The sequence below is a fragment of the Frigoribacterium sp. NBH87 genome, assembly GCF_014217665.1.
GTDB lineage: Bacteria > Actinomycetota > Actinomycetes > Actinomycetales > Microbacteriaceae > Frigoribacterium > Frigoribacterium endophyticum.
Genome location: NZ_CP043650.1, coordinates 2168257 through 2189666, shown reverse-complemented (window position 1 = coordinate 2189666; position 21410 = coordinate 2168257). Strand labels below are relative to the sequence as shown.

Genomic DNA, 21410 nt, shown 5'->3' with positions numbered 1-21410 from the left:
CCCGCACCGGTCGGGCCCCGGACGTCAGGGCGCCGACACAGCCTGCCCGTCGAGCCACGCACCGACCTCGTCGGCCCGGAGCGCGTCGCCGAGCGACCGCACCCCCTCAGGGTCGAGCGAGACGTAGGACTGGCCGTCATCGGAGACTCCTCCGCCCGCGGTCGGCACCGTCGCGGTGCGGATGCCCGACGGCGACAGGTCGCGGAGCCCCCAGCCGATCTCGACGAGCCGCCGCGGCGTCAGGCCCGGGTCGACGGCGAGGTGCTCGGTGGCCACGCCGACGAAGCCGCTCACCGCCACCGGGTCGCTGAGCGTGCCCCGGTCGAGCAGCCCGCTCACGAGCCCGCGGACGAAGGCCTGCTGGTTGCGCGCCCGCTGGTGGTCGGCGTCGGCGAAGGGCGCCCGGGCCCGCACGAAGTCGAGCGCCCGGTCGCCGGCGAGGTGGTTCACGCCCGCGTCGAAGTCGTGGCCGCCGGCCGAGAACGAGCGCTCGGAGACGACGTCGACCCCGCCGAGCGCCTCGCTCATGCCCGCGAAGCCCTCGAAGCCGACCGTCGCGACGTGGTCGACCCGCACCCCGAGCAGGGCCTCGACCGTCTCGACGACCAGCGGCACCCCGCCCCAGGCGTGGGCGGCGTTGATCTTGGCGGAGCCGTGGCCGGGCACGTCGACCCACGAGTCGCGCAGCACGGACAGCACCACCACCTCGCTGCGGTCGGCCGGCACGCGCACGAGCATCACGGTGTCGGTGCGGGAGGCGGGGGTCGCGACGCCCGGAGCGGCGTCGGTCGGCGACGTGCCGGCCGAGTCGGTGCCGAGCAGCAGGACGGTCAGGGCGCCGCTCTCGTCGACCGGCGGCCGTCCGAGCTCGGAGGGGAACGCCCGGTCGATGGTCGTCGCCCGGTCGTCGAAGGTCGAGACCAGGTGCGCGGCGAACCCAGCGACCACGAGGGCGACGACGGTCGGCACGCCGACCAGCACGGCAGCGGCCGCGGCGAGCGCGGTGGTCCAGGGGCGGCGCGGCGGACGCGGAGCCCGACCGGTGCGCGGCACCCGGGGTGCACGGGGCGCGCGGCGTGCGCGGGCAGCCTGCGCCGCCCGGCGCGACCCGCTCACCGGGTCACCTGCTCGGCCGCGTAGGCGTCGCCCAGCACGGTGGTGACGAACTCGGGGAAGGTCTGCTGCGACGCGTCGAACAGCTCGCCGTTGACGAGCACGGTCGGCGTGCCGCGGAGCGACTCGAGGTCGTCGGTCGGCAGCGGCCCCGCGAAGGCGCGGGCCGTGGCGGCGCCGACCCAGGGCACGAAGCGCCGCTCGTCGACGCACTCGGCGAGCGCGGCGGCGTCGTCGACCCCGTCGAGGCCCGTGACGAGGGCGGCGAGCTGCTCGTCGGTCAGACCACGGTCGCCGGGGGCCGGCTGGGCGAGGAAGAGCGTGTCGGAGGCGCGCCAGAACTGGTCGGGCGACAGGTCGGCCACGCACAGGGCCGCCCCCGCCGCGCGCGACGCGTAGCGGGCCCCGCGCGACGAGCCGTCGGTGATCGCGACGGGGTGCACGCGGACGGTCGCGGCCCCGGTCGTGACGAGCTGCTCGAGGTAGGCGGCGTTCTCGAGCTCGAAGTCCTTGCAGGCGGGGCAGTGGTAGTCGACCCAGACCACGACGTCGGCGACGTCACGGGCGGCCGGCGCCGGCTCGGCCGAGGGGGCCTCCCCCGCCGGGCGCGGCGCGCTCCGCTCGACGAGCATGCCCGTGCCCACGCGCACCCCGTCGTCGGCGACGTTCGCCGGCACGGCCGTCGCGGGGGCCGGGCCGACCGCGGTCACGAGGGCCAGGGCCGCGGCGGTGACGAGCGCGACCCCGCCGGCGAGGACGCCGGCGCGCACGAGCAGCGTCCCGCCCCGCTCACGACGCTGCTCGCGGAGGCGCACCTCGCGCGCCTTGGCCCGCAGCGCCTCGCGCCGGGCGGCGTGGCTGCTGCGTCGGGCGCTCGGGCCCCGGGGAGTCGCGGTGCCGGCAGCGCGGTCGGGCTGCGGGCCCCGCCGAGGGTCGGGTCGGGCGTCGGGAAGAGGGTCGGGGTGCGGGTTCTCGCCGGGCATGAGGGCCTTCCAGGAGCGGATCGATCCTCACATCGTATTTCACATGGTTCACGTCAGCAACCACCACGGCAGCACCCCGCACGTCAGCACCCCGCACGGCAGCACCCCGCAGGCGACCAGCGGCACGGGAGCACCGCGTGCCCCGACGACGACGCGGGAGGCACGGGCCAGCCGACCCGCGCCTCCCGCGCTCCGTGCCGCACGGCGACGCCCCGGCACGAGGCGCCGCCGCGGTCTCAGTCGGCCGAGCTCCGCTCGAGGCCGTTGGCCCGCGCGACGCCGCCGTACCAGCGGGCGCTGGGCTTGGGGGTGCGCTCGAAGGTGTCGCGGTCCCAGGCGATCAGGCCGAAGGTGGGGCGGAAGCCGCTGGCCCACTCGTAGTTGTCGAGCGCGCTCCAGTGCTGGTAGCCCAGCACCTCGACGCCCTCCTCGATCGTGTCGTGGACGTGCTCGAGGGCGCCCTGCGTGTACGCGATGCGCCGGGTGTCGTCGGCCGTGGCGATGCCGTTCTCGGTGACCATGACCGGCACGTGGCCGCTGAGCTCCCACGCGCTGCGGATGCCCTCGGCGGCGGCGGGCGGCCAGAACTCCCAGCCGGTGAGCGTCGTCTCGAGCCCCTCGGCGACCGGGCGCGGCCCCTCGGGGCCGACGAAGGTCTGCGTGTAGGCCTGCACGCCGACGAAGTCGTCGCCCGCCGCCATCTCGCTGTACCAGTCGTCGCGCACGTAGCCGTACTCGCGGGTGGCCTCGGCGGCGCCGGGCTCGTCGACGGCCTTGAACGCCTGCGTCGCGACCGTCCAGCCCGACTTGAGGCCGTCGACCTGCGACAGCACCTCGCGACTGCGCTTGTGCGAGGCGAGCAGCGCGTCGGCCACCTGCAGGTCAGGATTCGGCAGGCCGTAGGCCACGAGGTTCGCCGCGTCCTCGCCGCCGGCGAGCATGGCGGCGATGTTCGGCTCGTTGATCGTGCAGACGTAGCGCACGCCCTCGCTGACGACGGGCAGGGCGAGCTCCGTGTAGCGGGCGAAGAGGTCGGCGGCGTCGGGAGCCCGCCAGAAGCCGTCGCGCTCGAACCAGCGCGGCACCGTGAAGTGCATCAGCGTGACGATCGGCTCGACGCCGAACTCGTGGCACGTCTCGACCATGCGGCGGTAGTGCGCGATCTGGGCCTTGCTGACGAACCCGCGCTCGGGCTCGATGCGGGCCCACTCGATGCTGAACCGGTAGCTGTTCAGCCCGAGCTCGGCGAGCAGCCGGATGTCGTCGCGGAACCGGTGGTAGCTGTCGGCGGCGTCGCCGCTCGGCTCGACGATCGTCGTGCCGGGCGTGTGCTCGTGCTGCCACCAGTTCGAGGCGACGTTGCCGCCCTCGATCTGGTGGGCGGCGGTCGCGGCGCCCCAGAGGAAGCCGTCGGGGAAGGTCAGCACAGGGTGGTTCCTTTCGAGGAGTGGGGGTGGGGCGGGTCGCCGTCCGCCCGGGCGGGCGGGCGCTGGCCCGCCGCGGAGGACGGCGACCCGCCGCACCCGGGTGAGAGCAGGGGACCGAGGAGGCGCGGAGTCAGCTCACGAGGAGCGCCCCGCGGCAGCAGCCGCCGCGGCCGCCGCGTGGGTCCGCCGCGGGTTCGGCACCGCGTCGAGCAGCTGGATCGTGTACGGGTCGGTCGGCCGCTGCAGCACCTCGGCGGTGTTCCCGCGCTCGACCACGGCGCCGTCGTGCAGCACCATGACGTCGTCGGTGATCAGCCGCGCGCTGAGCAGATCGTGGGTGATGTAGAGCAGCGAGACGCCCCACTGCTCGCGGAGGTCCTCGAGCAGCGCGAGCACGCCGGCCCGCAGCGACACGTCGAGCATCGAGACCGGCTCGTCGGCGATGATGACCTGCGGGTCGCTCGCGAGCGCCCGGGCGATGACGACGCGCTGCCGCTGCCCGCCGGAGAGCTGGTGCGGCAGCTTCGCCGCGAACTGCTCGACCGGCGTCAGACCGACCGTCTCGAGCAGTTCGAGGACCCGGCCCCGCGCCTCCTGCCCCCTCAGCCCAGTGAAGTTCACGACGGGGCGCGTCAGCGTGTACTCGACGGTGTGCAGGGGGTTCAGCGCGGCGTAGGGATCCTGGAAGACCATCTGCACGTCGCTGCGGAAGCTGCGCAGCGCACGGCCCCGCAGCGCCGTCACGTCGGTGTCACCGAACGTGACGCTGCCGCTCGTGGGCTTCTCCACGCCGGTGACGAGCTTCGCGATCGTGCTCTTGCCCGAGCCGCTCTGCCCGACCAGGGCCAGCGACCGACCCGGCTCGAGCGTGAACGACACGTCGCGGACGGCCCGCACGGGCTCGTCGCCCCGGCGAGGAGGCGCGTAGGTCTTGCTGACTCCGCTCACGACGATCGCGCTCTGGGCGACCTTCGTGCTGCGCGTGCTGACGCTCGGCACGCTCGTGGTCGTGTCGACGCGGCGCTCGCCCCGGGCGCGGCGCAGCGCGCGGTCCTCGAAACCGGGCAGCGACACCGTCTCGGCGCGGGGGTCGGCGTAGTGCGAGAGCAGCATCCGCGTGTACTCGTGCTGCGGGGCGGCGAGCACGTCGGCGCTCGTGCCGTCCTCGACGATGCGGCCCTCGTGCATGACGAGCACGCGCTCGGTCGCCTCGAGCACGATGCCGAGGTCGTGGCTGATCAGCACGGCCGTGAAGCCCTCGCTCTGCTGCAGCGAGATGATCGTGTCCATCACGGCGTGCTGCACGAGCACGTCGAGCGCGGTCGTCGGCTCGTCGAACACCATCAGCTCCGGCTCGAGCGAGAGGGCCAGCGCGATCGAGACGCGCTGGCGCATGCCGCCCGACAGCTCGCCGGGGAACCGCGCCAGCACGCCGGGGTCGAGCTCGACCTTGGCGACCAGCTCGGCGGCCCGGCTGTGCCAGCGGTCGCGCGGGACGTGGCCGTGGGCCTTGAAGACGTCGACGAAGTGGTTGCGGATGGTCCGCACCGGGTTCAGCGCGTTCATGCCCGACTGCAGCACCATCGCGAAGCCGCCCTGCCGCTGCCGCCGCAGGGCCTCGGTGCCGAGGTCGCGCACGTCGGCGCCGTCGAACCAGATGCTGCCGCCGTTCGTGCGGGCCGGGGGCTTCTGCAGCCGCGTCAGCGCGTAGCCGAGCGTCGACTTGCCCGAGCCCGACTCGCCGACCAGGCCGACGAACTCGCCGCGGCGCAGCTGGAACGACACGTGGTCGACCGCCTGCACCGGCTCGGCGCCGGCGCTCTCGTAGACGACGCTGAGGTCGCGGACGTCGAGGAGCACGTCGCCCGAGGCGGACGAGCCCGAGGACGGTCCGGAGGCGGTGGGCTGGTTGGCGAGGTCCCTGACGGTCATGCGCGCGCCTCCTTCTTCTCCTGCTTCGCGCCTTCGCGGAGCCGGGGGTTGCCGACGGCGTCGACGCCGAAGTTGATCAGGGTCAGGCTCATCGCCAGCAGGGCGATGCAGAGGCCCGGGGCGAACAGCAGGATCCACTGCCCGGTGAGCAGGGCGTTCGAGTTCTGCGCCCAGTAGAGGATCGTTCCCCAGCTGACGATCGACGAGTCGCCGAGCCCCAGGAACTCCAGGCCGGCCTCGGCGAGGATCGCGCTGGTCGCGGCGCCGAAGAACGAGCCCGTGATCAGCGACGTCATGTTGGGCAGGATCTCGCGGAACACGATGCGCCCCGAGCTCTCGCCCGAGAACCGCGCCGCGGTGACGAAGTCGCGCGAGCGCAGCGACTGCGTCTGGCTGCGCAGCACGCGCGCGCCCCAGGCCCAGCCGGTGATGACGATCACCGCGAGGATCACCGCGATGCCGCCGTTCTGCAGGTAGGCCGCGATGACGATCATGAGGGGCAGGCCCGGGATCACGAGGAAGAGGTTCACGATGAACCCGACGACGTCGCCGCCGAAGCCCTTCATGTAGCCCCAGCTCAGCCCGATCGCGACGGCGACCAGCGTCGACAGCACCCCGGCGACGACGCCGACGAACACGCTGATGCGGGCGCCGTGGATCAGCTGGCTGAGGACGTCCTCGCCGGCCGCCGTGGTGCCCATCCAGTGGGCCCAGCTGGCGTCGGCGTTGCGCTCGAAGCCGTTCTCGCTGCCGCCGTAGGGGGCGAGCAGCGGGGCGAAGACCGCGACGAGCACGAACACGCCGAAGATGACGACGCCGATCTTCGCCTTGGGGTTCGACCAGATGGTCGCGGCCATGCGGCCGACGGTGAGCCAGCGACTGGGCGCCTTCTGCTCGGCGGGGCCGGTGGGAGGCGCGCCCTCGGGCAGGTGGACGGACACGGTGGAGGTCATCGGCGGGTCCTTGGGTCGAGCACGCCGTACAAGATGTCGACGAGGAAGTTGGCGACGAGCACGCTGACCGTGATCATCAGGAAGAGGGCCTGCATCAGCGGGTAGTCCTGGCCGATGACGGCGTTGAACAGCAGGTAGCCGATGCCGGGGTAGCCGAAGACCTGCTCGACCAGGATCGACCCGCCGACGACGCCGCCGAGGGCGAGGCCGAAGCCGGTCAGGTTGGGCAGGATCGCGTTGCGGGCGGCGTAGCGCACGGCCACGGTGCGGCCCTTGAGGCCGTTCGCCTCGGCGAAGGTGACGTAGTCGTCGCCGAGCGTCGAGATCATCGCGTTGCGCATGCCGAGGATCCAGCCGCCGAGGCTCGTCAGCAGGATCGTGATCGCCGGCAGCACGGCGTGCAGCAGCGCGTCGCCGACGAAGGCCGGCGTGAACCCGGGCGTCGTCGTCGCGCCGTAGGCGCCCGTGGTCGGGAACCAGTGCAGCACGTAGCCGAGGAAGAAGAGCAGCAGCAGGGCCGTCCAGAAGTACGGGAAGGTGCTCATGAAGCTGCCCGACAGGGTGGGCAGCGAGTCGAGCCAGGTGCCGCGCTTCCACGCCGCCGCGACACCGATCAGGGTGCCGAGCACGAAGGCGATGACCGTGCAGACCCCGACGAGGATCAGCGTGAACGGCAGCGCCTGGCCGACGAGGTGGCCGACCGTCTCGGGGAAGAACGTGTAGCTCGTGCCGAAGTCGAGACGCACGACCTGCCCGAGGTACGCGACGTACTGCTGCAGGACGTTGCCGGTCGGGACGCCGAGCTGGGCCTCGATGGCGGCGCGGGTAGCGTCGGAGACGGGGCCGTTCTGCGAGAGCTTCGCGATCGCGGCGTCGGTGGGGCTGCCGGGCATGAGCCTCGGCAGGATGAAGTTGAGCGTGACCGCGGCCCACAGCGTGAGCACGAAGAGTCCGAGCTTCTGGGCGACGTACCTCACTGGTCGCTGCCTTCCTGGTCGACGCGCTTCAGCTTCGTGAAGATCAGCAGCGGTGCCTGGTCGTAGTTCTGGGGGGCCATGTACGGGTCGTCGGCACTCGGCCAGCCGGTGAACTTGGCGTCGTTGAAGAGGCCCCAGAGACCGCCGTAGTACAGGCCGATCACGGGCATCTGGTCGTAGACGACGGCCTGCAGCTGGTGGCTGAGCCGCTGCTGGTCGGCGGGGTCGGTCGAGGCGCGCCACTCGGCGAGCAGCTCGTCGACCGCGGGGTCGCTGAACCGCTCGAAGTTGTTGGCCGTGGTCTCGCCGACCGGCGTCGCGAAGTCGCTGTTCAGCAGGTTGTTGAACGCCTGGTACACGTTGCCGTTGCCCATGCCGCCCATCGCCATGTCGAACTCGCCGTTGGCGATGGCCGACTGGTAGCCGGCGGGCTGGGGAGCCTGCACCTGCACGTCGATGCCGATCAGCCCCAGCTGGCGCCGCACCTCCTGCACGGCCCTGAGCCAGTCGGTGTAGCCGTTGGCGGTGGTGATCGTGATGCGCAGCTGCTGCCCGTCGGGGCCGACCAGCTGGTCGCCCTGCAGCGCGTAGCCGGAGGCGGCGAAGGCCGCGAGGGCCGCGTCGCGGTCCTGCTCGATCACGCCGCCGTTGGGGATGCTCGGGTCGAGGTCGTCCTGTTGGTTCGGCAGGATGAGCCCGGTCTGGCCGGCCGGCTCGAGGTAGCCCTCGGTGGCGGTCTCGGCGATGCGGGCCCGGTCGAGCGCCAGGGCGATGCCGCGACGCACGTTCACGTCGTCGAACGGAGCCTTGGTGAGGTTCGGCACGAGTCCGATCACGCCGCCCGGCGGGAACCAGAAGGTGTTGTCGGGGCTGGCGGCGCCCCAGGTGCCCTCGACGTCGCTGATGAACGAGTACGACCAGTCGTAGCCCCGCGTGACGGTGTCGAGCTGGTTGTTCGTCGCGGGCAGGATGAGGTGGCCGATCTCGATCTTCTCCGCCTGCCAGTAGGTCTCGTTCTTGTCCATCGAGTACTGCTGGGGCGAGTAGTTGCCGAGCGTGAAGGGGCCGGTGCCGACCGGGTCGGGGTTGCGGAACGTCGCGGGGTCGTCGACCTGCGACCAGAGGTGCTCGGGCACGATCGTCGTCTGGCCGATGATCTCCATCGCGGGCACGTCGTCGGTCTGCAGGTGGAAGACGACGTGGTCGCCCTCGGTCTCGATCGACTCGATGTGCTGCCAGGCGCCCTTGATGTCGAGCGACGGGGCCGCCTTGATCAGGTCGAACGTGTAGACCACGTCGGCCGGCGTCATCGGCGTGCCGTCGGACCACTCGACGCCGCTGCGGATCGTCATGTCGACCGTGCGGGCGTCGGGCAGCGTGGTCTCGCTCGCGAGCCACGGCGTGATCTCGCCGTCGAGCGGGTTGATCTCGAGCAGCGGCTCGTAGATCCAGGTGGAGGCGGTGCGCTTGTTCGTGAGGAACGGGTTGAAGTTCCGCTCGAACTGCGGGTTGCCCTTGTCGGCGTTGATCAGCATCGTGTCGGCGCCGATCGTCGGGTCGGGCTGGCTGCGGATCTGGATGCTGCAGCCGGCCAGCAGCGCGGTGGCCGCGAGGGCGGCGACCGCGGTGCGCACGAGCGTGCGGGGTCTTGACGTGAGCTTCATCGCCACGGGTCTCTCATTCGTCGTCGAGGTGAGCTCCGCCAGTGTAAGCGCATACATCTGCCGGACGCAACGGGACCGGTCGGTCGCGGACCGGACCCGCGGTGCCGAGTGGTCGCGATCTGCTGCTCCCGGGCGGGCGGGGCAGCAGTTCGCGACCACTCGGCGGTGCGGGAGGGGCGGGAGGCGGGACGGGACGAGGTGGTTCGAGGTCGAGAGAGGGGGAGGCGCGCGGCCGGCCGGCCACGCCATGATCGGTGGGTGCGCGGATGACGCGCACCGCGCCTCCCGGGGTCGTCGCCTCCTGGCCGCCGGGGCACCGGGCGTGCCGATCGCCCGTGGGAGCCCCCGTGATCACGTCGTCGCACCTGACCGCCCTGCGCTCCACGCTGCCGCTCGTCGAGGCGCGCGCCGCCGCGATCGCCCACGACTTCTACGCCCGGCTCTTCGCCGACCGGCCCGACCTGCTCCGCGACCAGTTCAACCGCGGCGACCAGGCCCAGGGGCGGCAGCAGCGCGAGCTCGCCCTGACGATCGTCACCGTCGCCCGCGACGTGGTGGGGACGCAGGTGGGCAGCGGGCCGGCGGGCTCGGCGACCGGCCCGGCCGTGCCCGTCGCGCCGTGGGCCTCGCCGGCGCCGAGCCCCTGGGCCGTGCGGGTCGCCGCCCGCGAGACCCTGTCGCGTCTCGCCCAGCGGCACGCGGCCATCGGCGTCACCCGCGACGAGCACGACGTCTTCGAGCGCCACCTCCGCGACGCCTTCGCGGCCGCCCTCGGCGACGACTGGACGGGCGTCGTGGTCGACGCCTGGCTCGCGCTCTGGCGGCAGACCCGCGACGAGCTCGTCGCCGCGGTCGAGCGCACCTACCGCGCCGCCGACCTCGAGCCCGGGGAGGACTGGCGCGAGGCCCTCGTGACCGAGCGTCACGTCGAGGCGGAGGACGTCGTCGCCCTCACCCTCGTCTCGGCCGACAGCGAGGCGCTGCCGACCTACCGCGCCGGTCAGTTCGCGTCGATCCAGGTGACGCTGCCCGACGGGGCACGGCAGATCCGGCAGTACAGCCTGCGCGGCGGCTCCGACGAGCAGTGGCGGGTCAGCGCGCGCGTGCTCGGCGGGGTGCCCGAGCTCGGCCTGCCGCCCGGCGAGGTCTCGAACCACCTGCTCCGGCACGTCGCGGTCGGCGACGTCGTCTCGGTCTCGCCGCCGATCGGGTCGCTGACGATCGACGAGCTCGACGACTCCCCCCTGGTCTTCGTCTCGGCCGGCATCGGCTGCACCCCCGTGCTCGGCATGCTCGACCACCTCGTGCGCACCGACCCCCGGCGGCAGGTGACGGTGCTGCACTTCGAGCGCACGCCCGAGCGGCACGCGCACCGCGCCGAGCTGGAGGCGCTGGTCGCGGCCATGCCGGCCGGTCGCCTCCGCGTGAGCTACACCCAGGGCAGCCTGAGCGCCGTCACGGCGCTCGCCGAGGCGTCGCTCGACGGGCCGGGCGTCTACCTCGACCCGATCGACCTCGACACCGTCGACCTGACCCCTCAGCACCGCGTGTTCCTCTGCGGGCCGGTGCCGTTCATGGCGATCGCCCGGAACGCCCTCATCGCGCACGGGGTGCCGGCGTCGCGGGTGCACCACTTCGTCTTCGGGCCCGACGACGGGAGCGTGACCGGCGTCGACACCGGGCAGCGCGGGGCGCAGGGGCGGTAGCGGGGCGGCGCTGCAGCGGCGCGGCTCGGCGGCGGCGTTCTCCGCCCCGACCGTCCCACCGAACCACCGACTGATCAATGAACCACGTCACGACGTGGTTCATTGATCAGTCGGTGGTTCAGGGTGCAGCCTGCGCGAGGCGGGGCAGCGCGGGGTGCGGGGGCGGCGCTGCCGCGGCGCGCGGCAGCGGCGCGCGGCAGCGGCGCGGCGCGGCGCAGCAGCGGCGCGGCGCGGCGCGGCAGCGGCGCGGCGCGGCGCGGCGCGGCGCGGCAGCGGCGCGGCGCAGCGCAGCGCGACGCAGCAGCGGCGCGGCGCGGCGCAGCAGCGGCGCGGCGCGGCGCGGCAGCGGCGCGGCGCGGCGCGGCGCGGCGCGGCAGCGGCGCGGCGCAGCGCAGCGCGACGCAGCAGCGGCGCGGGGCGCTCAGACGGCGGGGCAGCTCTCGCGGAGCAGCACCTCGACGGGCAGCGTGACGCGCTGCGGAGGTGCGCCGGGGTCGGTCAGCCGGGTCACGATGCTCCGCACCGCCACACGGCCGAGGTCGCCCATCGGCTGGCGCACCGTCGTCAGCCGCGGCGTCGAGAAGCGCCCGGCCTCGATGCCGTCGAAGCCGGTGACGAGCACCTGCCCGGGCACCGCCACCCCGTGCTCAGCGAGCACGTCGAGAAGGCCGAGCGCGGTCTGGTCGTTGGCGCAGACGACCGCGCGCGGGAGCGGTGCGCCCGACGCGAGCAGCGACTCCCCCGCCCGTCGCCCCCCGTCGCGCGAGAAGTCGCCCCGCTCGACCCGGACGGCCACGGGCTCCGGCGCGGCCGCGACGGCCTCGTCGAAGCCGCGGTGGCGGTCGGCCTCGTCGGGCGAGTCGGTGGGCCCGGTGACGTAGGCGACGTCGCGCACCCGGTGCCCCTCGAGCACGAACGCGGTGAGCGCCCGCATGCCCGCGACGTTGTCGACGCTGACGTGGTCGAGCTGGTCGCCCGGGCGGGAGTCGGCGAGCACGACCACGGGGATCCGCCGCGAGACGTGCGCTAGGAGGTCGTCGGGCACGGTCTGTGCCAGGACGGCGAGGCCGTCGACCCGGCCGGCGATGTCGTTCAGCATCACCTCGCGGCTCGAGCCGCGGCCGGCCGCGACCATGAGGGCGAAGCCGCGGCGCCACGACTCGACCTCGGCCCCGCGCAGCACCTCGTCGAAGTAGAGGGTCGCCGGGCTGGGGGTGGACGACGTCGGGGCGTCGACGCGGAGGGCGCCCCGGCCCGCCGAGTCGTCGACGAGCGGGATCCGGCCGGGGTCGACCACGCGAGCCCAGTCGGGCTCGGGCTCGTCGATGCCGTCGTGCCCGGGCAGGAAGAGGCCCAGCACGCCGTGCCGGCGCCCGGCGAGGCCGCGGGCGGCGCCGCTCGGCACGTAGCCGAGGCTGCGGACGGACTCCAGCACGCGGGTGCGGGTCTCGGGGCGGACGTCGTCCGGCCGCCGCAGCACCCGCGAGACCGTCGCGATCGACACGCCCGCGTGGGCGGCCACGTCGTAGACGGTCGGGGCCTTGGTCACGGAGTCCTTCCGACGGTGGCGGGCACCGGACCATCCTAGGTCGGGGGTCGGCTCCCGGGCCGGGCCCGCGCCTCCGCCCGTCCTGCTCGCTCGCTCGCTCGCTCGCTCGCTCGGCGAGGCGACGCCTCCCGGGGCCTGTCCCGCCGCCCGGCCCCGGGACGAGTCGTCTCGTCGGGCCCGGGCGGGAGGCGCGGCGTCAGACGGCGGGGAGCTGCAGCACCTGCCCCACCTCGATGCGGTCGGGGTCGGGCACCGTGTCGAGGTTGGCTCCGGCGAGGGTCACCCAGCCGCCGGGGATCGCCCGCTCGGTCGCGATGGAGTCGAGGCTCTGGCCCGCCGCCACCGTGTAGGTCTCGCCGCTCGTCGGCACGGCCGCGATCGTCGGGGCGGGCGGCGCCGCGGGCGCCGCGGGGGCGGCGGCGCGCGACGAGCCGCTGCCCGACGCCGAGCCCGACGACGGCGCAGCCGCCGCGGCCCTCGGTGCGGGTGCGGGGGCGGGCGACGCGGCGTGCGGGGCGGCGCCGCTCGTGCCGCTCAGCCCGAGCTTCGCCGAGCAGGAGGGCCAGGCGCCCCAGCCCTGGGAGGCGAGCACACGCTCGGCGACGGCGATCTGCTCGCCCTTGCTGGCGGAGGCGGCGCTGCCCGAGCCGCCGTAGGCGGACCAGGTGCTCGGGCTGAACTGCAGCCCGCCCGAGTAGCCGTTGCCGGTGTCGATCGACCAGTCGCCCCCGCTCTCGCAGGCGGCGATCGCGTCCCAGGTGGAGACGTCGGCGGCGCTGGCGGGCGCGGCGGCGAGGCCGACGCCGCCCCCGGTCAGGGCGACGAGGGCCGCCCCGCCGAGCAGGGCGCGGGCCCGGCCGACGCGACGCGGCGCGCGGGCGGCGGGGCCCGCCACGGCGGCGGGGTCGCCGGGCGAGGTCGAGGTGGTGCGGGAGGCGCGGGTGCTGCGGGTCGTGCGTGTCATGTCGTTGCTCCGGTCGAGGTCACCCCGGCACGGCCGCGCGAACACGGCCGCCGCTGCCCGCCTCTGGTCAGATCAGGTCCGTCGGCGGCGTCCGCTCGCAGGGCAGCGGGGGTGACGAGCGGCGCCGTGTGGCCTGCGCCGCCCCGATCGGGCCGACGCACCACGTGCCCCTGAGCGGGACGGTCGCCCACGGTAGCCACGCCCGCGACGGGGTCCAACTCCGACGGGGCGGTCTGCCCCGGGGGCGCGGGCGGTTCTCCACAGGCCGATCCGCGCCTCCCCGGGGATCGCCCCGCGACCCTCCGAGGTCGCTGGGCGTCCGCCCCGACGACGGTGCCGGCCCGGCCCGTTACGCGACGTGACGGGCTCCCCGGTGGCGGTCACCGCGCCTCCGTACGCTCGTCGCATGGCCACCGGCGACACGATCTCGAACCTGCTCGACGAGCGACGCACCTTCCCCGCCCCGGCGGCCCTCGCGGCGACGGCGAACGTCACGAGCGCCGAGCACGCGCGCGCCGCGGCCGACCAGGTCGCCTTCTGGGAGGAGCAGGCGCACCGCCTCGACTGGGAGACCCCCTGGCACACCGCCCACACCTGGCGCCCGGTCGAGGAGCTGCCCGACGGGAGCCTCACCGTGCCCGAGGCGACCTGGTTCGCCGGCGGCCGCCTCAACGTCGCCGTCAACTGCGTCGACCGGCACGTCGCGGCCGGCCGCGGGGAGAAGGTCGCCCTGCACGTCGAGGGCGAGCCCGGCGACCGCCGCGACGTCACCTACACGCAGCTGCAGCGCGAGGTCGTGAAGGCCGCGAACGGGCTCCGCAGCCTCGGCGTCGGGAAGGGCGACCGCGTCGTCGTCTACCTCCCCGTGATCGCCGAGACGATCGTCGTCACGCTCGCGATCGCCCGGATCGGGGCGATCCACTCGCTCGTCTTCGGCGGGTTCTCGGGCGAGGCGCTGAAGTTCCGCGTCGAGGACACGGGGGCGAAGCTGCTCGTGACCACCGACGGGCAGTTCCGTCGGGGAGGCGCGGTGCCGGTCAAGGCCGCCGCCGACCACGCGGTGAGCGGCGAGAACCAGGTCGAGCACGTGCTCGTCGTGCGGCGCACGGGCGACCAGACCCCCGACGTGCCGTGGACGGAGGGCCGCGACCTGTGGTGGCACGACCTCGTCGACGCGCAGCCCGACACCGACGAGCCGGAGGCGTTCGACGCCGAGACCCCGCTCTTCATCATGTACACGAGCGGCACGACGGGGAAGCCGAAGGGCCTCGTGCACACGAGCGGCGGCTACCTCACCGCCGCGAGCTGGACCCACTGGGCCGTCTTCGACGCGAAGCCCGACGACGTGCACTGGTGCACGGCCGACCTCGCCTGGGTCACCGCGCACACCTACGAGATCTACGGCCCGCTGTCGAACGGGCTCACGCAGGTGATCTACGAGGGCACCCCCGACACCCCGCACCCCGGCCGGCACCTCGAGATCATCGAGCGCTACGGCGTGACCACCTACTACACGGCCCCGACGCTCGTGCGGACGCTGTCGTCGTGGTTCCCCGACGGCCTGCCCGACACGTGGGACCTCAGCACCCTGCGCCTCCTCGGCACCGTCGGCGAGGCCATCAACCCGGAGGCGTGGGTCTGGTTCCACGAGCAGCTCGGCCGGGGCGAGTGCCCGATCGTCGACACGTGGTGGCAGTCCGAGACCGGCGCGGCCGTGATGGCCCCGCTGCCGGGCGTCGACACGCTCAAGCCGGGGTCGTCGCTGCGGGCGCTGCCGGGCGTCGCGACCGCGGTCGTCGACGAGCACGGGCAGCGCGTGCCGAACGGCTCGGGCGGCTACCTCGTCGTGCAGCAGGCGCCGCCGTCGCTGGCCCGCACGGTCTGGGGCGACCCCGAGCGGTACCGCGACAGCTACTGGACGCAGTTCCGCGAGCAGGGCTGGTTCGCGAGCGGCGACGGGGCCAAGTACGACGCCGACGGCGACATCTGGGTGCTCGGCCGCGTCGACGACGTCATCAACGTGTCGGGCCACCGGCTGTCGACGATCGAGGTCGAATCGTCGCTCGTCGCCCACCCCCTCGTCGCGGAGGCCGCCGTCGTCGGGGTCGCCGACGAGCGCACCGGCCAGGCGATCGCCGCGTTCGTCGTGCCCGCGGCACGGCCCGAGGGAGGCGCGGTGCGCGACGCCGGCTCCGCCGACGAACCGCAGGTCTGGGCCCCGCTCTCGGGGTCGCTCTCCGCCGCGCTGCGGGCCCACGTCGCAGAGCAGATCGGCCCGATCGCGAAGCCCGCGACCGTCGTCGTCGTGCCGGACCTGCCCAAGACCCGCTCCGGCAAGATCATGCGCCGGCTGCTCGGCGACATCGTCGACGGCCGGCCGCTCGGCGACACGACGAGCCTGCAGGACTCGACGGTGCCCGACCGCGTCGCGGCCGTCCGCGCGGAGGTGCTGCGCGCCTCCTGACCGCCCGGCCGCGGCCGCCGTCGTCGTCGCGAACCACGAAGTCGCACGCGAACCAGGCCGCGGCGTGGTTCGCGTGCGACGACGTGGTTCGTGGGCGCGGCCGGGCGGCGAGACCGCCCGGCCGGGGGCTGGTGCCGCCCAGCCGGGGCTGCTTGGCTGGGGGGCATGTCCATCTCCACCACGGCCGAGAAGGCCGACCTCCTCCGCTCGCTGCACGTGCCGGGCGACCCGCTGATCGTCACGAACGTCTGGGACAGCATCACCGCCCGCGTCGTGGCCGGCGCACCGGGCGTGAAGGCCCTGGCCACCGCCTCCCACTCGATCTCCGAGGCGCACGGCGTCGAGGACGGCGAGGGGCTCGACGTCGACGAGATGCTCGCCGCCGCCCGCATCATCGTCCGCTCGGTCGACCTGCCCGTCTCGGTCGACTTCGAGAAGGCCTACGCGACCGACGCCTCCGGCACCTTCGACAACGTGTTCCGCCTCATCGAGGAGGGCGCCGCCGGCCTCAACCTCGAAGACAGCATCGGCCAGGCCAAGGCCCCGCTCTACGACATCGACACCCAGGTCTCGAAGGTCGCCGCGGCCCGCCGCGCCGGTGACCGCGCGGGCGTGCCGATCGTCGTCAACGCCCGGGTCGACGCCCTGGCCGGCGACCCGGACAGCTTCGACGACGCGGTCACGCGCGCCAACGCCTACCTCGACGCGGGAGCCGACTGCGCCTTCGTGCTCGGCCTCGGCACGGAAGACCTCGTGAAGCGCGCCCTCGACGAGATCCACGGGAAGATCAGCGTGATCTCGGGGCCGACGTCGGTGCCGCTCGCCCGCCTCGCCGAGCTCGGCGTCTCGCGCGTGAGCTTCGGGCCGATGTCGATGGGCCTGACGCTGTCGCACCTCCGCGACGCAGCGACCCGCCTCACCGCCCGCGAGGAGTACCCGGCGGAGCTCGGCTTCTCGTTCTGAGCCGCGCCCAGACCGGGTGACGCCCGGGAGGGCTGATCCACTCCGGAGTGGATCAGCCCTCCCGGGCCCGACGCCGTCGCACCGCGAGCACCGCGACCGCGACCGCTGCCACGCCCCCGAGCAGCACCAGCACGACCACACCGGCCGGCGACCCCGCCACCGAGCCGACGACCGCCCAGAGCACCGCGAACCCGACGGTGGCGTAGATCAGCGCCCACGCCGCGCACCCGGGCAGCATCGCGACGAGGTACACGGGCCACCGCATCCTCGACGCCCCCGCGGCCGCGTTCATCACGGTCTGCAGCCCCACGGTCAGGAAGCTCAGCGTGACCGCGGGAGGCCCCCACCGAGCCAGCACCCGCGACGCCCGCGCGACGCCCGGCCCGTCGACCCAGCGGCCCCACCTCGTCGAGGCGGCTCCCCGTCGCGCGCCCCGCGCCAACCAGTAGGTCGCCTGGGCCCGGCAGACGACGATCGCGAACAGCGCCGCCACGAGCCCGCCGAACGGCAGGCCGGCCAGGCGCTCGAGCACGGTGCCCCCTCGGGTGACGCGGTCAGGTCAGGTCAGTTCGCGCCTGGTCGGTCCAGGTCACGTCGATGCTAAGTCGACCCGCCCGGGAGGCGCCCGGGACGGACGACGACCGAGGGCCCCTGCGCGACAGCTGTCGCGCAGAGGCCCTCGGTCACGAGAGATCGGGCACCGGTCACGCCGGTGCCGACGCCTCAGCTCCGGTCGCGCCGCTCGCGGCGCTCCTTGCCGTCGGGCAGGTCGTCGGCGTCGGCGTCGGGCCGGTCGTCGTCCGCGGGGCGCTCGCGGCCCTCGCGACGCTCCCGCGCCTCCTGCTCGGCGATCGACGCGGCCGCGGCCTGCCGCAGGCGCATCCCGTCGAGCTCGTCCTGCGCCTCCTGGGCCCTCTTCTTGTCGCTCTGCTTCGTGTCGCGCGGCGGCAGCAGGATGTCCTTCTCCGCCTCCATGCCGGCCTGGAGCTCACGGCCGCGCTCGATCTCGGCGTCGAACTCGGCGCCGAACAGCAGGGCGTTGTTCGTGATCCAGAGCCAGAGCAGGAAGACGATGACGGCACCGAGCGAGCCGTACGTCTTGTTGTAGTTCGAGAAGTTGCTCACGTAGAAGCCGAAGCCGACGCTGGCGATCATCCAGATGGCGATGGCGAGCAGCGAGCCCATGCTGATCCAGCGGAACTTCGGCTGCTTCACGTTGGGCGAGAAGTAGAAGAGCACCGCGACGACCACCACGATGATGACGAGCAGCACCGGCCACTTGACGATGCCCCAGACGAAGACCGCCGTCGAGCCGAGGCCGATCACGTCGCCCACGGCCTGGGCCACGTCGCCGCTCAGCACGAGGATGAGGCCCGCGACGACGACGAGCACGACCGTGACGGCCGTGATCGCGAGGTTCGTGGGGCGCAGCTTCCAGATCGGTCGGCCCTCGTCGATCTCGTACACCCGGTTCATGGCACGGCCGAAGGCCCCGACGTAGCCGGACGCCGACCAGAGGGCACCGAGCACGCCGACGACGAAGGTGATCCCCGCCGCGGGCGACATGGTCACCTCGCGGATCGGGTCGCGCAGCGTCTCGGCGACCGAGCCGCCGCCGAGCTGGGTGAGCAGCTGGAGAACGGTGTCCGTGGTCTGCTCAGCCTGGCCGAAGAGGCCGAGCACCGACACGATCGCGAGCAGCGCCGGGAAGAGGGCGAGCACGGCGTAGTAGGTGAGGGCCGCCGCCAGGTCGGTGCACTGGTCGGAGGTGAACTCGCGGAGGGTCTTCTTGAGCACGTAGCCCCAGGAGGGCTTGTGCAGGTCGTCCGGGCTGTCGGGCTTGCGCGCGTCGTCGGGGTCGGGAGCCTGCTGCTCGCGCTCGGTGCTGCTCTGCGCCATGGTGTTGTCCTTCGTTCTGGGGGACGCCCTGGGGTGAGGGGTGCCCACCAGCGCGACGGGGCAGCCGTCAGGCGGGGGGCTGGAGGTGGGGTGGGGGAAGGAGAGGGAGATGCGGGAGTCGCGGCGCCGGTCAGCGCCGCGACTCCCGCACCCGGGGCCCTAGCGTCGAGCGATCCGCACGACGCCGGCCACGACCGAGGCGAGTCCGACGACCCCGGCGACGCCCGCGGCCACCACGGGCCGGGGGTCGTCGTGCCAGCGTCGGGAGACGCTGTCGCGGAGGCGGCGGGCGTGCGCCGGCACGCTCAGCTTGTCCTCGATCGCGTCGAGGGTGCGGGCGAACTCCTCGCGGGTGCGCGCCACGTCGAGCTCGAGCTCGGGGATGCTCGGGGCGGACTCGTCGGAGCCCGCACCGTCGCCGTCACCGGCGCGGTCGTCATGGCGGTCGCCGGAGTCGTCCCGGCTCACGAGCCGGTGCCCTTCAGCGCGGCGACGTCCGCCTTGACGTTCTCGACGGTCTTCTCCGGCACGGGCGGAACGCCCTTCTTCAGCGCCTTGACGCCGAGCAGGGCGAGGACGGCCGTGACGACCAGCAGCACGCCGGCCACGATCAACGCGGCGAGCCACGGGGCGACGACCGTCGCGAGGCCGAGGATGCCCGCGGTGATGAGCACGGCCAGCAGGAAGAAGCCGAACAGCGCGGCCCCGACCAGCAGGCCCGCGCCGACGCCGGCCTCCTTGAGCTTGGTGGCGAGCTCCTTCTTGGCGAGCGCGATCTCGCCGCGGATCAACCGCGAGATGAGATCGGGCAAGCTGCCGAGGAGCGACCCGAGCGACCGCTTGGTGCTCTGGTCAGGTGCCTTGAGGTCACTCACCGGCGTTCACGCCCGGGAGCGGGCCCGAGCCGGGCTCGCCCTTGCCCTTGGCGCCACGACCGGCGTCCTTGACCGCGTCGGCGGCGTCCGAGGCCTTGGACTCGGCCTTGTCGGCGAGCGCGCCGACCTTGTCCGCGACGTCGGAGTCGCCCGACTTCGAGGCGACCGACTTGGCCTTGGCGGCCGCGTCGCCCGCGACCTCCTGGATCTTCTTGCCGACCACGGGAGCGTTCTCCTTGACGAAGCCCTCCGCCTGCTGGACGGTCTTCTGCACGTTCGGGTTCTCCCACAGGCTCTCGGCCTGCGACTTGATCTTGACGTACGCGCCACGGCCCGCGCGGGCGCCGAGGACGTAGCCGACTGCCGCTCCGGCGACGAAGAGGATCTTGCCCTTCATGAGTGCTCCTTGGGTCAGACCCGCTCACGGCGGGTGTCGAGATGTCTGGGGACCACGCTGGCACGTTCGCGCCCGGGCCGACCAGATCCGCGACTCCTACCGCTCGTGGTCGAGCACCCGGGCCTCGGTCGCGACGCCCGCGGCGACGCCCCGGTCGGGCGCGAGCAGGCCGAGGGCGCGCCGGAGGGTCCAGCCCGGCAGCCCCGCCGCGGCGAGCGCCGCCTCCATCAGCCGGACGACGCACCAGCCGAACAGCGCGACGACGATGGCGTTGCGCGCCGCGAGCGCCAGCACGGCGGCGGGCTGCAGGTCGATCAGCTCGCGGTACATCACCGGGAAGACGAGGGTCGTGAGGCCGGCCGCCCACGCGGTCAGGCGGGCCGGCACACGGAACAGGTCGGGGCGCTGCGCGAGGCCGACGGCCACCACCGGGGCGATCCAGAGCATGTACTGCGGCGAGCCGACCTTGTTGAACACGACGAAGGTCGTCGTCAGGGTCAGGGCGCCGAGCAGCACGAGCTGGACCTCGTCGCCCGAGGTCGAGCGGCGGGCCCCCGGCAACCCGAACGCGGCGACGGCGAGCAGGGCGAGCAGCGCCAGCACCACCCCGAGCATGAGCTCAGTGCTGCCGTTGATCGCCCAGGTGTCGCCCGGCCCCATGACCTCCCGGGTCGCGAGGGCGACGTTCTGGTAGACGGACGCCCCCGGCACGCGGAGCATGGCCATCCACACCCACGGGGTCGAGAGCGGCGCCTCGAGCTGGAGGCCGCGGCTCGACTGGGTGCTGATGAACGTGTCGATCCGGCTCAGGCCGCCGCCGAGGGCGACGGCCGCGGCGACGCCCGCCGTCACCAGGAGGGCGGAGCGCACGACCGTCGAGCGGCGCCGCGAGGCGACCATGACCGCCGCGATCACGGCCGCCGGCCAGACCTTGATCCAGGTGGCGCCGGCGAGCAGCAGGCCCGCGACGCGGGGGCGCCGGGCCAGCAGCACCAGGGCCGTGAGCACCATGGGCGCGCTGAACCCCTCGAGGCGGAGGAAGGCCACCGGGCTGAGCAGGAAGAGCACGAGCAGCCACCACCAGGCGGCCGGGGTCTCGACGGTACGGCGGCCCCGGTCGGTCAGCACCCAGAGCGAGACGCCGTTCAGCAGCGTCAGCATCACCAGCCAGACGAACTGGTACATCGACTCGCCGAGCACGTTCGGCAGCACGATGGGCAGCAGGGCCCCCGCCGGGTAGACCCAGGTGAAGTCGAGCACCGGCCACGACCCCGAGCTCAGGGCGTCGGTGGCCCAGGTGCGGTACAGCGGTAGGTCGCCGCTCACGCCGCCGGAGAGCATGAGGGGCGTCAGGGCCAGGAAGAGCGCGGCGTGCAGGGCCGCGAACGTCCACCACAGCCCGTGCGGGTGCTGACGCACCCACCGCCGCCGGGACGCCAGCCGGCCGGCCAGGTCGCGGAGGGCGCGAGCGGGCCGCGGGCGCTCGGGGGTGCGGGAGGTCTGCGTGCTCACGGGCCGAAGATACGGCCAGGACCTTTCGCCCG

The 21410-nt window shown here is 74.0% G+C and carries 18 protein-coding genes; 3 read left to right on the top strand and 15 right to left on the bottom strand.

From position 1 onward, the window contains the following. Positions 1 to 24: 24 nt before the first annotated feature. The 7 genes from F1C15_RS10230 to F1C15_RS10200 all read right to left on the bottom strand — a co-directional run bounded on the left by F1C15_RS10230 (position 25) and on the right by F1C15_RS10200 (position 9049). Positions 25 to 1116 (bottom strand): LCP family protein, encoded by a 1092-nt coding sequence (locus tag F1C15_RS10230; RefSeq protein WP_185230989.1) that lies wholly within the window; start codon positions 1114 to 1116, stop codon positions 25 to 27. After that, on the bottom strand, positions 1113 to 2096 hold the full coding sequence (locus F1C15_RS10225) for a thioredoxin domain-containing protein (RefSeq protein WP_185230987.1): 984 nt from the start codon (positions 2094 to 2096) through the stop codon (positions 1113 to 1115). The genes F1C15_RS10230 and F1C15_RS10225 overlap by 4 nt, the downstream gene beginning before the upstream one ends. Positions 2097 to 2332: 236 nt before the next feature. Then, a complete protein-coding gene (locus F1C15_RS10220; protein ID WP_185230985.1) occupies positions 2333 to 3523 on the bottom strand; it encodes a glycoside hydrolase family 1 protein in 1191 nt (396 codons plus the stop codon). 135 nt (positions 3524 to 3658) lie between these two features. Continuing rightward, positions 3659 to 5455, bottom strand: a complete 1797-nt coding sequence (locus tag F1C15_RS10215; RefSeq protein ID WP_185230983.1) for an ABC transporter ATP-binding protein — start codon at positions 5453 to 5455, stop codon at positions 3659 to 3661. Next, a complete protein-coding gene (locus F1C15_RS10210; RefSeq protein WP_056058724.1) occupies positions 5452 to 6408 on the bottom strand; it encodes an ABC transporter permease in 957 nt (318 codons plus the stop codon). Before F1C15_RS10210 ends, F1C15_RS10215 begins: the two co-directional genes overlap by 4 nt. Next, positions 6405 to 7385 (bottom strand): ABC transporter permease, encoded by a 981-nt coding sequence (locus F1C15_RS10205; RefSeq protein ID WP_056058720.1) that lies wholly within the window; start codon positions 7383 to 7385, stop codon positions 6405 to 6407. Before F1C15_RS10205 ends, F1C15_RS10210 begins: the two co-directional genes overlap by 4 nt. Continuing rightward, positions 7382 to 9049: an ABC transporter substrate-binding protein gene (locus F1C15_RS10200; protein WP_185234267.1), complete on the bottom strand. Its 1668-nt coding sequence runs from the start codon at positions 9047 to 9049 to the stop codon at positions 7382 to 7384. Before F1C15_RS10200 ends, F1C15_RS10205 begins: the two co-directional genes overlap by 4 nt. 347 nt (positions 9050 to 9396) lie before the next feature. Between F1C15_RS10200 and F1C15_RS10195 the strand changes: the two genes are divergently transcribed. After that, positions 9397 to 10755 (top strand): globin domain-containing protein, encoded by a 1359-nt coding sequence (locus F1C15_RS10195; protein ID WP_185230981.1) that lies wholly within the window; start codon positions 9397 to 9399, stop codon positions 10753 to 10755. Positions 10756 to 11176: 421 nt separating this feature from the next. Here F1C15_RS10195 and F1C15_RS10190 read toward each other — a convergent pair whose 3' ends face one another. After that, the gene (locus tag F1C15_RS10190) at positions 11177 to 12304 is read right to left on the bottom strand and encodes a LacI family DNA-binding transcriptional regulator (protein WP_185230979.1); all 1128 of its coding nucleotides are present in this window, start codon (positions 12302 to 12304) and stop codon (positions 11177 to 11179) included. A 196-nt stretch (positions 12305 to 12500) separates the two neighbouring features. Next, the gene (locus tag F1C15_RS10185) at positions 12501 to 13268 is read right to left on the bottom strand and encodes a transglycosylase family protein (protein ID WP_185230977.1); all 768 of its coding nucleotides are present in this window, start codon (positions 13266 to 13268) and stop codon (positions 12501 to 12503) included. Positions 13269 to 13674: 406 nt separating this feature from the next. On the opposite strand from F1C15_RS10185, the gene acs reads away from it, so the two are divergent. Then, positions 13675 to 15732, top strand: a complete 2058-nt coding sequence (acs, locus tag F1C15_RS10180; protein WP_185230975.1) for an acetate--CoA ligase — start codon at positions 13675 to 13677, stop codon at positions 15730 to 15732. A gap of 165 nt (positions 15733 to 15897) precedes the next feature. Continuing rightward, the gene (locus F1C15_RS10175; protein WP_167261551.1) at positions 15898 to 16695 is read left to right on the top strand and encodes an isocitrate lyase/phosphoenolpyruvate mutase family protein; all 798 of its coding nucleotides are present in this window, start codon (positions 15898 to 15900) and stop codon (positions 16693 to 16695) included. 52 nt (positions 16696 to 16747) lie between these two features. Here the strand turns inward: F1C15_RS10175 and F1C15_RS10170 are convergent, their stop codons facing one another. The 6 genes from F1C15_RS10170 to F1C15_RS10145 form a co-directional block, all read right to left on the bottom strand. Next, entirely contained in the window at positions 16748 to 17227 is a 480-nt protein-coding gene (locus F1C15_RS10170; RefSeq protein WP_185230973.1) for a DedA family protein, read from the bottom strand. 191 nt (positions 17228 to 17418) lie between these two features. Continuing rightward, positions 17419 to 18594 carry a YihY/virulence factor BrkB family protein gene (locus F1C15_RS10165; protein ID WP_219731540.1) on the bottom strand — a complete coding sequence of 392 codons (1176 nt, stop codon included), beginning with the start codon at positions 18592 to 18594 and terminating at the stop codon, positions 17419 to 17421. Between the two features lie 159 nt (positions 18595 to 18753). Beyond that, complete coding sequence (locus F1C15_RS10160) at positions 18754 to 19062, bottom strand: DUF3618 domain-containing protein (protein WP_185230971.1); 309 nt, start codon at positions 19060 to 19062, stop codon at positions 18754 to 18756. Next, positions 19059 to 19469, bottom strand: coding sequence for a phage holin family protein (locus F1C15_RS10155; protein WP_185230969.1), 411 nt, complete (start codon positions 19467 to 19469; stop codon positions 19059 to 19061). The genes F1C15_RS10160 and F1C15_RS10155 overlap by 4 nt, the downstream gene beginning before the upstream one ends. Next, a complete protein-coding gene (locus F1C15_RS10150; RefSeq protein ID WP_056058699.1) occupies positions 19462 to 19866 on the bottom strand; it encodes a hypothetical protein in 405 nt (134 codons plus the stop codon). Before F1C15_RS10150 ends, F1C15_RS10155 begins: the two co-directional genes overlap by 8 nt. Positions 19867 to 19962: 96 nt before the next feature. Further along, positions 19963 to 21378, bottom strand: coding sequence for a glycosyltransferase 87 family protein (locus F1C15_RS10145; RefSeq protein ID WP_185230967.1), 1416 nt, complete (start codon positions 21376 to 21378; stop codon positions 19963 to 19965). Between the last annotated feature and the right edge of the window lie 32 nt (positions 21379 to 21410).

Coding starts and splice junctions, on each gene's coding strand:
- F1C15_RS10225 (WP_185230987.1), bottom strand. CDS start 2,096: ATGCCCGGCGAGAACCCGCACCCCGACCCTCTTCCCGACGCCCGACCC.
- F1C15_RS10175 (WP_167261551.1), top strand. CDS start 15,898: ATGTCCATCTCCACCACGGCCGAGAAGGCCGACCTCCTCCGCTCGCTG.
- F1C15_RS10210 (WP_056058724.1), bottom strand. CDS start 6,408: ATGACCTCCACCGTGTCCGTCCACCTGCCCGAGGGCGCGCCTCCCACC.
- F1C15_RS10165 (WP_219731540.1), bottom strand. CDS start 18,594: ATGGCGCAGAGCAGCACCGAGCGCGAGCAGCAGGCTCCCGACCCCGAC.
- F1C15_RS10150 (WP_056058699.1), bottom strand. CDS start 19,866: ATGAAGGGCAAGATCCTCTTCGTCGCCGGAGCGGCAGTCGGCTACGTC.
- F1C15_RS10200 (WP_185234267.1), bottom strand. CDS start 9,049: ATGAAGCTCACGTCAAGACCCCGCACGCTCGTGCGCACCGCGGTCGCC.
- F1C15_RS10185 (WP_185230977.1), bottom strand. CDS start 13,268: ATGACACGCACGACCCGCAGCACCCGCGCCTCCCGCACCACCTCGACC.
- F1C15_RS10215 (WP_185230983.1), bottom strand. CDS start 5,455: ATGACCGTCAGGGACCTCGCCAACCAGCCCACCGCCTCCGGACCGTCC.
- acs (WP_185230975.1), top strand. CDS start 13,675: ATGGCCACCGGCGACACGATCTCGAACCTGCTCGACGAGCGACGCACC.